This is a genomic window from Roseibium sp., assembly GCF_025698965.1.
Taxonomy (GTDB): Bacteria; Pseudomonadota; Alphaproteobacteria; order Rhizobiales; family Stappiaceae; genus Roseibium.
Genome location: NZ_JAILWL010000138.1, coordinates 1 through 13220, shown reverse-complemented (window position 1 = coordinate 13220; position 13220 = coordinate 1). Strand labels below are relative to the sequence as shown.

Here is a 13220-nt window from a genome sequence, read left to right as displayed (position 1 = left end):
GTCGATGTTCTGTAACCGGTTCTCAAAAGCTCGCGGAGGTGCTGATGACCCGTATACCTGTTCCCAAAGACAGTGAATTGGACGACCGCACTCTGGCGTTCATAGGCAAATTGCCGGATCTCAACATGGTGCGCATGCTTGCGCGCACAGGAATCGCGCCGGAGATCTATCAAAGCGTCTCGGCCATTTTCAAGGATGACTGGTTTCCGGCACTTGATCGTGAAATCATGCTCTTTCGCACGGCCTATGCCAACAGGTCGCCTTATGAAATAGGGTTTCACAAGGCGGTATATTCGTTTCCTGACGGACTGGTCGATACGATTTTATCGGACAATCTGGAAACACTCGACCCCTGGCACCGGCGGCTATGCGAAATGTGCGACGAGATGGCCGGCGACACTGAATTGTCACCCCAATCCGTCGCCGATCTCGTAAAACATTATGGCGATTACAGCCACGCAACCCGTGCGATTTTCGTAATGAGCTGGTTCAACTGGCTGTCTCGTTTTGCCGACAGCACCGGTGTGCCACCGGAATCTGAAGAACAGCTTGCCGGGGTGAAAAGCCCGACGACCTGACGTCGGCTCAAATGGTCGCTTTCAGGGCGACTTCATGAAACACGGCTCCGAAATGGCAGATTGCCGCTGCCAGTACGAAGGCATGCCAGATCGCGTTTTGAAAAGGCAGCCGCTTCCATGCGTAAAATAATGTGCCGATCGTGTAGAGCAATCCACCGGCAAGGATCATGTAAAAGCCGAACGTCGACGCTTTTTCGATCAGCGGTTTGGCCGCAAACACAACAACCCAGCCGAGGCCGAGATAGAGCGGGACGGACAGTCGTTCCAGGCCTTTGAGGTGTGCCAGTTTCAAAATTGCGCCGGTCAGCGCACCCGTCCAGACAACGGCAAGCAGTATGCCACCGGTCCAGCCGCCGACAATGATGGACGCAAGCGGAGTGTAAGTCCCAGCAATCATTAAGAATATTGCTGCGTGATCCAGCCTCCGAAGGATTCCGGATTTGTGGTCTTTGGCGAACATGTTGTAGAGCGCCGAGCAAATCAGCATTGTCATCAGGCAGGCCGCATAGATCATTACGCTGATCTGACGGGCAGGGTCGTGAATGTTCCAGATTGTTACCGCCAGCACGATGGTTGCGGTCAGGCCAAGGCAAATTCCTATCACGTGGATTGCGCCATCGGCGATGAATTCTGCCAGGGTCTGAGATCTGATCATCGGCACTCCTTTAATCGTTCATCGAAAGTGTGACACGCGTGTCGGTACGATGCGAGTCACGAATTGGTTGGTATGCGGATTGGCGAAGAACAACAGGCAAGAAAATAACCCGCCTTTGATATGCATATTTGCAGATTATCCTAAAGTTGTAGTCGCACGTCAGCGTTTTCACGGATCTTGCTGGAGTCAGGCAAAGTTGCTTTAAAGGTCCCCTTGGAGTTTTTCGCCCGATTTACGTCCTTCAGCCTGGAATTCCTTCATGAGCAACTATCTTTTCGACACTCTGACTGCGTTCGTTCCTGATCTGGATAAAGTTTTCCTGAAGACGCCGGATGAATTTGCTTTGAGCTATCGGGATATGTTTGCCCGGTCTGCACAATATGCCGGGGCATTGCAGAAGATCGGGATCAAACCGGGGGACAGGGTTGCTGTTCAGGTGGAAAAGACACCCGAAGCCCTGATGCTCTACTTCGCCACTCTCCGGGCAGGAGCCGTTTTTGTTCCGTTGAACCCAGCCTACACAGTTGCCGAAATTACGACCTTCATCGGGGACGCGGAACCAGCCGTTTTCGTATGCGATCCCTCTCGGGCTGACGCGCTTGCCGGAGCAGCCCAAAAAGAAGGTGCGAAGCTTCATACTTTGGATGGAGCTGGTGAGGGAAGTCTGAGTGCCGCGGCTGACCAAATGCCGACCGAGTATGAGAACCGGCCTAGAGAAGCCGATGACCTCGCTGCGATCCTTTATACTTCAGGAACAACCGGTCGATCCAAAGGGGCAATGCTCAGCCACGAAAACCTCGCTTCGAATGCGCAGACAACATCAAAATACTGGCGGTTTACGGAAGACGATGTTCTTTTGCACGTCCTGCCTATTTTTCATGCGCACGGACTGTTCGTAGCCACCCATTCGCTCATGATTGCCGGCGGATCGCTCTTGTTTCTTGGCAAGTTTGACCTTGAACATGTGATTGAGCAATTGCCGACCGCCACAGCAATGATGGGTGTGCCGACCTTCTACACCCGGATGCTCGCAGATGAGAGATTCACGAAAACGCTGGCAGCCCATATGCGCGTGTTTATTTCCGGATCTGCACCACTTTCCGCCGAAGTCCATAATGCGTTTTCGGACCGGACAGGGCAGGCCATTCTTGAACGCTACGGCATGACCGAAACCAGCATGATAACCTCAAACCCCTACGAAGGTGAGCGTCGCCCCGGAACAGTTGGATTTCCATTACCCGGCGTCGGGGTACGCATTGTGGATGAAAGAACTGGGCGCGAAGTGCCTCAGGGCGGCGTCGGCATTGTCGAAGTCAAGGGCCCGAATGTCTTTCAGGGATACTGGCGTATGTTTGAAAAGACCGCGCAGGAGTTTCGCACCGATGGCTATTTCATCACCGGGGATATGGCCCGCGTCGATGAGGATGGTTACATATCCATTGTCGGACGGGCGAAGGATCTGATCATTTCCGGTGGGTTCAACGTTTATCCTGCAGAGGTTGAAGCAGTTCTCGACAACTTGCCGGAAATTGCGGAAAGCGCGGTAATTGGCACGCCGCACCCGGATTTTGGTGAAGGGGTTGTTGCCGTTATCGCCCTGAAACCGGGACTGTCTTTGAATGAGGACACGATCTTCTCAGCACTGCGGGATCGGCTCGCAAAGTTCAAACAACCCAAAAAACTGCATGTCGTAGAAGCCCTGCCGCGAAATACGATGGGCAAGATCCAGAAGAAGACTTTGAGAGACCGATACTGGAACGAGTTTTCCTGACCGGTTCGGATATCGGTTCGCTATTTCGATGCCGGAGTGTCGTGTTCGAGCGCGACAAGGCAATATGCCAGACAGAGTGCTAAGAGGACCGCCATTATCCAGAAAATGGATGCAAAACCAGCACCCATAGCCAGAAGAACGCTGCCCATCGTTACTCCAAGCGTACCTCCGAGAAGGCGCGCAGTAATGATAAGACCGCTGACTTCACCCTGTTTTTCGACGGGTACCGCGTTCACGGTGATGCGACCTGTTGGAACCATCGAATAGGGGATTGCAGCTCCCCAGAGCAACAGGAAGGGAGCTATCGCCCAATAATTATTGAAGATAGTGGCCCCCCCGATCAAGGCACAGGCAATCGCCACCAGCCCCAGGGAAATGAGAACCGGACGCCGGGAGCCGACCTTGTCGGCAAGTTTGCCGGAGGGGGCTGCCAGGAACGGGAACGGCAACACAGCGATGGCTGTGCCGATGCCGGCCCAAAGTGCTGAATACGACAATTCAAGCTGCAGAAAATGGGGCACGAAGATCGCCACGACGATCTTGCTCATTTGCGTGAGAAGGATAACAAGTGCGCTTGCGTGAAAGGGCTTCAGCTTGAACAACCGGACGTCGATCAAGGGTTTGCTCAGTTTGCCTTCAAAGCCGACAAAAGCGACCAGTCCGACGACACCAAGGATGAGAGAGCCTATAATATAAGGCGACACCCAACCGAAATCGGGGCCTTCCATGAGGCCAAAAATCAACGCAGTCATGCCGACGAGCAGAAGGATGAGGCCGATCCGGTCGATCACCGGACGTGGAATATCCTTTTCCGGCTTCTTCCAGAGAGCGCAAGCCAGAATACCACCGGCAACCACAATAGGAATATTGACCCAGAACACCCATCTCCAGGACAGGAAGTCGGTCAGAATTCCGCCGAGCATGGGGCCGAGCGCGAGAAAGACTGTTGCCATCCCGGCAAGTATTCCGATCGCTTTACCGCGTTCATTTTCTTCAAAGGTGAGCGTCGCGGCGGCCAGCGTCATGGGGAACATGATGGCCGCGCAAATCCCCTGTACAACGCGCATCGAGATGAGCATTGCAGAGCCATCGGCAAATCCGGCCAGCAGGCTGGCGATTGCAAAAATTGTACAGCTGACGATCATGGCCGGTCTCAGGCCAAACAGGTCGATAGCCTTGCCACCGATTGCGGCAAAGCAGGTAAAAGCGAGCATGTAGGAGTTGATGACCCAATGTGCGGTTGTCGCCGACAGTCCCATTTCGTGCCGAATGGTCGGCAGGGCGACACCGAGGATGGTCTCGTCCAGCATGACCAAGCCACCAAGGCCGCCAACTGCGAGAACGAGACCACGTTTCCGATCCTTCTCAGGAAGTGCCAGCATCAGAATTCACCCCTCACTCCGCCCAGGTGCATCAAAAGACAGCATAGGGCAGCTTAAAGGCAAAGTCCCAGCTTTTTCTGAAGTTTAGAGCTCTTCGTGGTCAGGTTGGCCTATTAGGTTTGATGTCCGGCATGGAGATCTGTAGCGCCGTCTTAGCCTCTTTTTTGGAATGATCGCGCCGTCAGTCATAGGAGGCCTGATCACCGAACGACAGCGTGGAAAGCGCTCCATCCGTCTGCCTGCTCCAGGACGAAAGAGCATTGGCGAGGCGGGCTGAAGGGCTGTCGGACGGGTCCGAGGCGCGTCTGACACACCACCAGTCGAGCGACACGCCTTCTTCGCTGATTGGCCGCGCGACAAGTGTTCCGTCTGCAAGTTCCGGTTCTATGGCCCATTTGCTGAAAAGGGCGACGCCAAAGCTGGCTCGAACAAGATCGATAACAGCCTCTGGTGTCGGCATCGGAGTGAGGCGCCGAAAGGGAACCGTTGGTTCTCCAAGCAGCGTGGTCCAGTCAAAACCGGGTTCGGCGGTAAGCGGGTAGGTGAAAAAGCGCTCGTCTCCCATGTTCAGACTGTTGACTATGGGTTCGTTTGCCAGTGGATGGCTTTTTGAAAGAACAGCCATAATCGGGTGGGAACCCAGCTTTATGGACCGGAATTTCGACAGCACCGGTTCGCGTCCGAATATCAGAGACACATCGACGGAACCATCCAGAAGTGCGGCGAGGGGATGCGCTGTTGCACGGCCGGAAAGGTCGACGGTCAATCCTGCATCCTTTGCTTCAAGATAGTTAAGAAACGCGGGGAACCAGTGGTAACGGCTATAGGTTGCCTGCCCGAGCCGGACGAGAACACGCTCCTCTCGGGCGGAGGCTTCCAGTTCCTGTTCCAGCCGAAAAAGTTCTGCCAGAAACGTTTCCCCCAATCGCCGCAGGCGTTCACCCACCGGTGTCAGTTCCAGACCGGAATCGGTTCGATGAACCAGCGACAACCCGATTCTGCGTTCGGCTTCGCGCAGACGATGGGAGGCTGCAGATTGAGTAACCCCAAGGCGCAGCGCGGAGGCGGTCATGCTGCCGGTCTCGGCGAGCGCTGAAAGAAGAGTCAGGTGATGTATTGCGAGTCTCGGTATCATATGTCCCATGAAATCATTTCATGAAGAGAATGAAAACTAAGAATTTTATTTATTCGACTGAAAGCGGTATCGACCGGTTATGTCGATCAAATCTCTCTCAAATTTCAATTTAGGGTCTTCCGGCGCAACGTTGGTTATTGCGACATGTGCCATCTTCTTCGGGCTTGTACCGGCATTCGTGCGTGAGTTGCAGGGGCTTGGAACCGGACCCGCAACGATTGCGCTTTACCGCTACGGTTTTTCCGCGCTCGTCCTTTTGCCGTTCATTCCGCTTGAAAAGAACAAACGCGGTGGTGCGCTGTTGCTCGCAAGCGCGGGTGCGGTGCTCGGCCTCAGCTTGATTGGATACCTGGAGGCCATCACTGTCGCGCCGGTTGCGGCTGCTGGTGTCGTCTATATGTCCTACCCAGTCTTTGCCTCGCTGTTTGCCTGGTTGTTGTTGAAGCAGGCACCGACTTTCCGCTCCTTCGCTGCGGCCGGTCTTGTTCTCGGGGCGGCTGCGCTGTTGCTGGACCCGGCCACCCTGTCACCAGCCGCGTTATCTGCGTTGCTGTGGGCCATACCAGCCCCCGTCGCATTCGGGTTCCTTGTGGTTGTCCTGAGCGGTCTTGCCGGTGAGCTCAACTCACTGGAAAGGACAGTTTGCGGACTGCTTGGCTCGCTGATCGGCCTTGTTCCGGTTGCGATGTACGAGGGTCAGGGGACACTTCTGCCGGCATCGTCGACAGAATGGGGGTGGGTCCTTTTGATGGGAGTGGTCACGGCACTCGTTCCGCAGGTGCTTTTCAGTTTCGCCTGCCAGAAAGTCGGTCCTGCGCGCACATCGGCTGCCGGCAGCTTTGAATTGCCGACAATGTTCCTTGTCGGCTGGCTGATATTTGGAGAGAGCATCGGCTTCCGTGAAGCGATGTCCGCTGCCATGGTCCTATTTGCGATCCTGGTTGCTCCCACGATAAGCGGCAGTGCTCAAGGGAGGGGAACGATCAAACCTTCCATCAAATATCTCTGAATAAAGAATCTTTAAAAGATTTATCTTGATATCAAGATAAAAAGGCACTATCTCAAAATCGACCGGGCGGTTAAAAGCCCGATACGATTTTGGAGAATATGCCCATGAACGTCCGTAATCCCGATCATCCGGTTCAGGGAGTGTTTGTCGACCGGTGGTCGCCACGCGCTTTCGACGGGTCCGAAATGCCGGAAGCCGATCTGAAGATCATTCTGGAAGCTGCGCGTTGGTCGCCATCGGCATTCAACATTCAGCCGTGGCGCTTTGTCTACGCCCTGCGTGGCGATGCACATTGGCAGACGCTCGTGGACCTGCTTAATCCGTTCAACCTGGACTGGGCGCAACATTCATCGGCGCTGGTCTATCTGTTCTCAGACACGGAAGTAGACGGCAGGAACGGGAAACCCAACCGAGCGAGCGGAACACACTCGTTCGATGCCGGGTCTGCGTGGGCGCACGCAGCTTTGCAGGCAACCGCCCTCGGCTATCACACCCATGCAATGGCGGGAATCCTCAAGGACGAAATACACGATAGGCTGGGCGTGCCGGCACGGTTCAAGCCGGAGATAGCCTTTTCCATCGGCAAGCGGGGTGACGCCTCCCAACTTGATGAAAGCCTCCGGGAGAGGGAAGTACCGAGCACGCGCCTGCCTTTGGACAAGATTGCCTTTGCCGGAACCTGGAGCTGATCGGTTCGAAGCAGAACTCAAGACCGAAAAGGGCTGCGGTTACTTCCGTGACCCTTTTGGTTTTTCCGAAACCGGTTGCAAGAAAAGCAGCTATGCCCTTGTGCCCGGTGACTTGAAAGACCCTGAAAGAAGTCCAGGCGTTAGAGCCATTCCAACCGGCAAGTGGCGGCAGGTTGCAGATATCTCAGTTGCCGCGAGAAACGTACGAGTTGCCCTTTTGTTTGAATTTACTCGATCTCGATAATGAAAGAACGTTCGACCCTGCTGTAGTTGTACCAATGATCCCTTGTGCGATTTGAATTCCACAAAGGCGATTCACGAGGCGGATATCCGAAAGCTCCAATCCAGGCAGTCCCATTTCCGTTGTAGGGGCTGTACTGGTTCCAATTTTGATAGGTTACCGGTTCTCCCGTGACCCAAACCCAACCTCCTTCCGGTTCCTTGGACCCATCTTTCTGATACAGGCCGATAGTCGGCCCGCTGATCCACTTGTTCTCGTAGCGGATCCAGAAACGACTGTCGTTGCGGACGAGGTCGATCACGAATGTTCTCGGCAGGTGACCTTATGGAGACCAGGTGACCGCCGGCTTGCTTGGTCAAACGGTTTATCTCCTCCCAGTCGGCTGACCAGGACAGCACGGCGATGTAAAGTTCGGGCTGGATTAAGCAGAATTCCGTCACCTTCAGCATGTTGACGGTATTTGTTATCGTCGACAGAAACCGGATGGTGACAATACCAGTGCCGCTTGTTGAGTTTGCTAATCATAGACTTCAACCAGAAGCCGCCAGTTCGCTCACGCCCCCACTCCGGTCATTCGATCAACAGGCAATGCAAGCCAGTCATGCACTCGTGTCGGCAGCTGCCTCTGTTGCGGCGGCAGAGGCTTTTCTGGAGAATTTCTCTCTAACCCTTTGAACGGCAACATAGAGAACCGGGATCATCAGAAGGCCGATCGTGCTGTCCAGGATCATGCCCGCAAAGACAGGAAGACCAATTGATACACGGCTGGCTGATCCGGCACCGCTGGCAAAAACCAGCGGCAGAACGCCGACGATGAAACACAGGCCGGTCATGGTCACCGGTCTGAACCGGGTGTGCGCGGCGCTGATGGCCGCATCCACAATGCTCATGCCGTCGGCGCGGCAATTGCGCGAGAATTCGACCAGCATGATCGCTTTCTTGGCCGCAAGACCGATCAACAGCACCATTCCGATCTGAGCATAGATGTTGTTGTTGAGTACCGGGATCAGGTAGAGCGGGATCAACGCGCCGCAGACAGCAAAGACGGCCGACAGCATCACCGAGATTGGCAGCAACCAGCTTTCATACTGCGCAACAAGGCACAGATAGGCAAACAGGAACGCCAGCATCAGGATGTAGACCACGTAGGATCCTGCCTCGATCTCCTGAAGGGACATGCCCGTCCATTCGATGGAATACCCGTCGGGCAAAACCTTTTTGGCAGCCTCTTCAAAGGCCGCGATACCGTCTCCCGTACTGTAACCGATATTTGTCAGTCCCTGGACGGCAGCGGAGCGTTCCAGATTGTATCGCGTAACGCTTTGCGGCCCGACAACGGCCTCGAGGCTGACCAGCGTGCTAAGGGGTATCATGTCGCCGGAGGAGCTTTTCACGTAGATTGTGCTGACATCATCCAGCGTCTGCCGGTACTCGGCCTCGGAAGACAGGATGACCCAGAAGATCTTGCCGTCGAGCAGGAAGTTGTTGACGTAATACGTGCCAAGATTGGCCTGCAGGACGGTGAAAATATCGCTGATATCGACACCGAGAGCTTCCGCCTTGTCGCGGTCGAGATTGATTTGATACTCCGGTGTATTGGCCGAAAGGGAGCTGAACACCTGCAGGAAGACAGGGCTTGTATTGGCAGAGGACAGCACAGCGTTGGTAACGGCCCCCAGATCGACAACACTGGCACCTTTGTCGTCCTGAATCTGTGCCGAGATCCCGCCTGAAATACCGAGCCCGTCTATCGGAGGCAACGGGAAGACAAACGCAATTGCCTCATCAAAGGTTGCCAGCTTTTCATTCAGCGTTTTCAGAATGTTAAACCACTGGGTCTCTGATGTTTTCCGCTCGCTCCACGGTTTGAGGATCGGGATCAGCGTTATGAAATTTGATCCGTTGCCGGCGATGATGCTGAAGCCCGGGACGGAAATCACGTCCTGAACACCTTCCACGTCAAGCATCATCGACGTCATGGCTTTCGAAACGGCTTCTGAACGTTGCAGCGAGGCTCCGTCCGGAAGCTGTACGTTTGCGAACAGGACCCCTTTGTCTTCCAGCGGGATGAACCCGGTCGGCGTTTCCCGGAACATGAAAATCGTTGCAGCGAATGCAGCCACGAGAAGGAGGAGGGAGAGGGCGACGTGACGGACCATCACCTTGACCAGCGCCACGTAGGCATTGCGCACTTTGTCGACAAACAGCGAGAAAAAGCGCAAGGGGCCATGCGGCTTCCTGTCGGAGCGACGCAGCAGCATCGAACACAGGACAGGAGACAGGGTCAGCGCATTCACCGCCGAGAGGCAGAACGCAATGGTGATAGTCAGCGCAAATTGAAGATAGATCTCACCGGTGATGCCGGGAAAGAAACAGACAGGGACAAACACGGCCAGCAGCACGAATGTCGTCGCGACGATCGGGCTCGTCACCTGGCTCATTGCCTTCAGCGTCGCCTCTCGCGGCTCCAGACCGTCCTCATCCATTATCCGCTCGGTATTTTCAATGATGACAATCGCATCATCGACGACGAGCGTGATCGCCAGGATGATCCCGAACAGAGTGATCAGGTTCGCCGAAAAGCCGATCAGGAAGAGGATGGCCATGGTGCCAAGCAGCGAGACCGGAATTGCGATTGCCGGAATGATGACTGCTCGCCAGCTCATCAGGAACAAGAACACGACCAGAACGACAAGGCCGGTGGTGATCGCAAGCGTCGTAAGGATCTCCTCGATGGATGCCTTCACGGCCTTGGTGATGTCGTAGAGGAGCCTGTATTCAACACCGTCGGGAAAACTGGCCTTCATCTTGTCCAGCTCCGCATAGACGCTGTCGGCCACATCAAGCGCATTCGCACCCGGCGATTGATAAATACCGATAGCCGTTGATGGCTTGTTGTTGAGGGCTGAAAATGCCGAATACGAACTCGATCCCAGCTCAACCCGGGCGACGTCCTTCAAACGCACCAACTGTCCCGATGACGATCCCGATACAATGATATTGCCAAACTCTTCCGCCGTTTTCAGAAGCCCCTCGGCCTTGAGCGAAAACTGAAAATCCGTGGGGCCGGCAAATGGAGCACCGCCGATCTGACCGGCGGTTGCCCGGGCATTCTGCGCCTGGATGGCGCTGGAAAGGTCTGTCGCGGTCAGATTGAGCGATGTCATCTGGTCCGGACGCATCCAGACCCGCATGCTGTAATCAAGCGGTCCGAATTGCGACACGCTGCCGACCCCGGGTAGGCGCGAAAGACGGTCCTGCAGGTGAATGGTCGCATAGTTACTGAGATAAATGGCGTCCCGGCTTTCGTCGGGCGAGACCAGATTGACCACCAGAAGCATGTTTGCCGATTGCTTCTTGGTCGAAACACCAAGGGTCTGGACCGAAGACGGCAACAACGGTTCGGCCAGGGCAACCCGGTTTTGAACATTGACGGCGGCAATGTCCGGATCGGTGCCGACTTCAAACGTGATTGTCAGCGTATAGACACCGGCATTCGAACTGGTCGAAGACATGTAGATCATGTTGTCGACGCCATTCACCTGGTCCTCGATCGGTATGGCGACCGTTTGTTCGATCAGTTCGGAATCGGCTCCGGGAAACTGTGCCGAAACCACGATCTGAGGTGGCGTGACGTTCGGATACTCCGAAATCGGAATAAAGACGATTGCAATGATCCCGACCAGCGAGGCAATCAGCGACAGCACAAGAGCAAAATTCGGGCGATCAATAAAAAATTTGGAGAGCATATCCGGGAATCCCGCCTAACTTTTTGCTTCTACAGGCGCGACAGTCATGTCTGGCGAGACCCTTTGCAAGCCTTGCGTGATGACTTGCTGACCTTCCTTCAGGCCAGACTTGACTTCCCAAAGTGCGCCTGACTGGCGACCCAGCACCACGTCCTGCCTCTGCACTTTGTTGTTGGCATCAACGATATAAACATAATGACCCTTGGCATCGAGCTGGATTGCCGATTGCGGAACGGCGGCGACCGTTTTCGGATCTGCGGCCGCAATGGTCACATTCACGAATTGCCCGGGAATGAGAAGGTTTTTCGGATTGTCGAACGTCGCCCGCAACTCGACAGAGTCGCTGTTTGCGTCAACTGTTGTGCCTACATAGGTGACTTTCCCGGCTGAGGAATATTTGGTTCCGTCCGCGAGCGTCAGATTTACCGTGAGCGTGGCACTGTCATTCCCGATCAGTCCGGCTTCCCTGTCGGCGATCAGATCCCTCTCGCCCATGTAAAACGACACGTAAATCGGGTCGACGCTTGTTACGGTTGCCAGAGTGCCGGTGTTGGAATCCACCAGATTGCCGACATTGATATTGGTCTTGCTGATCGTGCCGTCGATCGGACTGTAAATGTCCGTGTAACCGAGATTGATCTCTGCGGTGTCCAGATTGGCTTGCGCTCCGTCAACATTTGCCTGATCGGTCGCGGTCGTTGCCTTGGCGCTGTCGTAAACGGCCTGGGATACATCGCCCTTTGCGAGCAATTGCCGCTGGCGTTCCAGCTCGATCTCGGAATTTGACAGTGCCGCCTTGGCACCTTCCAGGCTTGCTTTGGCCTGATCGACACTTGCCTGGTAGAGATCCTTCTCGATTTCGTAGAGCAGGTCGCCTTTCTTGACGGTTCCGCCTTCGTCAAAATTGCGCTTGGTCAGATAGCCTTCAACGCGCGCCTCAATGTCGACGGTGCTGACCGCTTCAACGCGCCCGACATAGCGGGAGGCGTTTGTGGCTGAAATTGTCGAAACTTTGGCAACGGTTACGCTTTGCGGCTGCGCCGTGGAGTCCTGAGCGTGAGCGGCAAATCCGGTCAAAATTGCGGTTGCCAGTCCTAGAAACACCTTTTTCGATGTCATATCCCCTCCGGCCAATCAAATATTCTCAAGCAATAAAGACCTGCATCATAACCGGGATTCGGCACGAAGCGACTGATTTCAGAACAATTTATGATTTCGGCCGGGCTTTCATACATCTTGTGACTGTTGAAAGGCAGGCTGCGGCAAAGCGCACGGCGCTGAAAACCGGATTGCGGTGTATGATTTCGGTGTAATTGCACCAATAGGAGGCTGATATGAGCCAGTCTGACATGCTTCCTGACGAAAGTCTCCTGAATGAATATCGTGCACCGGGTGATTTCCTGGACACGTTTTCGGTGTCCTTGAAGGGGCGGCCGGACCTGCAGGAGGCCGATATTCGCGTTCTGGCGGACCATATTCTCAACGCGGATATCGGCTGGATGAATGCTCTGCTTTCGGCACGCGACCGGATAGCCAGGCCATTTGGTCTGAAGACGACCGGTGATCTGGCTCTGGAACAATCCGGCACGCCCCTAAGCTCCAGGGAGCCAGGGGACCGGATCGGTTTTTTCAAGATCTACAATGTTGAAGACGACGAACTCATCCTGGGAGAGGATGATTGGCATCAGGATTTTCGTTTGGCCATCACCCGCAGAAACGATAGTTCACCTCGGGTATTCGCATCGACCTGCTGCAAGCGGCACAACTTCTTCGGTTATGCCTATCTTGCGTTGATCTTGCCGTTCCACAAGAAGATTGCGGCGACGGTTCTGGACGCCGCAAGGGCGCGGAAACTGAGAGCAGCCTGACGGGTTTTTCCAAGCGTGAATTCAGGCTTCCAGGTGCCCGGTCTTGCGCCAGACGCGCGCCCCTTGAGTCGATTTGATTGTCTGCCGGCTTTCCGGTGGCAGGCGAAGCCAGGTTCCCTGATCGTATCGGCCTTCCCGATCCT

At 54.9% G+C, this 13220-nt stretch carries 11 protein-coding genes; 5 read left to right on the top strand and 6 right to left on the bottom strand.

Features of this window, described 5'->3' with window-relative positions; all coding sequences use genetic code 11:
- Positions 1 to 578: hypothetical protein (locus K5905_RS13050; RefSeq protein WP_297584509.1), on the top strand; the 578-nt coding region annotated here is incomplete at its 5' end.
- A 7-nt stretch (positions 579 to 585) separates the two neighbouring features.
- Here the strand turns inward: K5905_RS13050 and K5905_RS13045 are convergent.
- Positions 586 to 1233 (bottom strand): hemolysin III family protein, encoded by a 648-nt coding sequence (locus K5905_RS13045; protein ID WP_297584507.1) that lies wholly within the window; start codon positions 1231 to 1233, stop codon positions 586 to 588.
- A gap of 259 nt (positions 1234 to 1492) precedes the next feature.
- Between K5905_RS13045 and K5905_RS13040 the strand changes: the two genes are divergently transcribed.
- Positions 1493 to 3004: a malonyl-CoA synthase gene (locus K5905_RS13040; protein WP_297584505.1), complete on the top strand. Its 1512-nt coding sequence runs from the start codon at positions 1493 to 1495 to the stop codon at positions 3002 to 3004.
- A 20-nt stretch (positions 3005 to 3024) separates the two neighbouring features.
- Here K5905_RS13040 and K5905_RS13035 read toward each other — a convergent pair whose 3' ends face one another.
- A complete protein-coding gene (locus tag K5905_RS13035) occupies positions 3025 to 4386 on the bottom strand; it encodes a DHA2 family efflux MFS transporter permease subunit (protein ID WP_297584504.1) in 1362 nt (453 codons plus the stop codon).
- 181 nt (positions 4387 to 4567) lie between these two features.
- On the bottom strand, positions 4568 to 5530 hold the full coding sequence (locus K5905_RS13030) for a LysR family transcriptional regulator (protein ID WP_297584503.1): 963 nt from the start codon (positions 5528 to 5530) through the stop codon (positions 4568 to 4570).
- Between the two features lie 70 nt (positions 5531 to 5600).
- Between K5905_RS13030 and K5905_RS13025 the strand changes: the two genes are divergently transcribed.
- Positions 5601 to 6530: a DMT family transporter gene (locus tag K5905_RS13025; protein ID WP_297584501.1), complete on the top strand. Its 930-nt coding sequence runs from the start codon at positions 5601 to 5603 to the stop codon at positions 6528 to 6530.
- Positions 6531 to 6634: 104 nt separating this feature from the next.
- A complete protein-coding gene (locus K5905_RS13020) occupies positions 6635 to 7219 on the top strand; it encodes a nitroreductase family protein (protein WP_297584499.1) in 585 nt (194 codons plus the stop codon).
- Between the two features lie 227 nt (positions 7220 to 7446).
- Here K5905_RS13020 and K5905_RS13015 read toward each other — a convergent pair whose 3' ends face one another.
- The 3 genes from K5905_RS13015 to K5905_RS13005 all read right to left on the bottom strand — a co-directional run bounded on the left by K5905_RS13015 (position 7447) and on the right by K5905_RS13005 (position 12328).
- Positions 7447 to 7761, bottom strand: a complete 315-nt coding sequence (locus K5905_RS13015) for a hypothetical protein (RefSeq protein ID WP_297584496.1) — start codon at positions 7759 to 7761, stop codon at positions 7447 to 7449.
- 298 nt (positions 7762 to 8059) lie between these two features.
- The gene (locus K5905_RS13010; RefSeq protein WP_297584493.1) at positions 8060 to 11209 is read right to left on the bottom strand and encodes an efflux RND transporter permease subunit; all 3150 of its coding nucleotides are present in this window, start codon (positions 11207 to 11209) and stop codon (positions 8060 to 8062) included.
- Between the two features lie 15 nt (positions 11210 to 11224).
- Complete coding sequence (locus K5905_RS13005) at positions 11225 to 12328, bottom strand: efflux RND transporter periplasmic adaptor subunit (protein WP_297584490.1); 1104 nt, start codon at positions 12326 to 12328, stop codon at positions 11225 to 11227.
- A 215-nt stretch (positions 12329 to 12543) separates the two neighbouring features.
- Between K5905_RS13005 and K5905_RS13000 the strand changes: the two genes are divergently transcribed.
- Positions 12544 to 13077, top strand: coding sequence for a DUF2867 domain-containing protein (locus K5905_RS13000; RefSeq protein ID WP_297584487.1), 534 nt, complete (start codon positions 12544 to 12546; stop codon positions 13075 to 13077).
- Positions 13078 to 13220 lie beyond the last annotated feature (143 nt).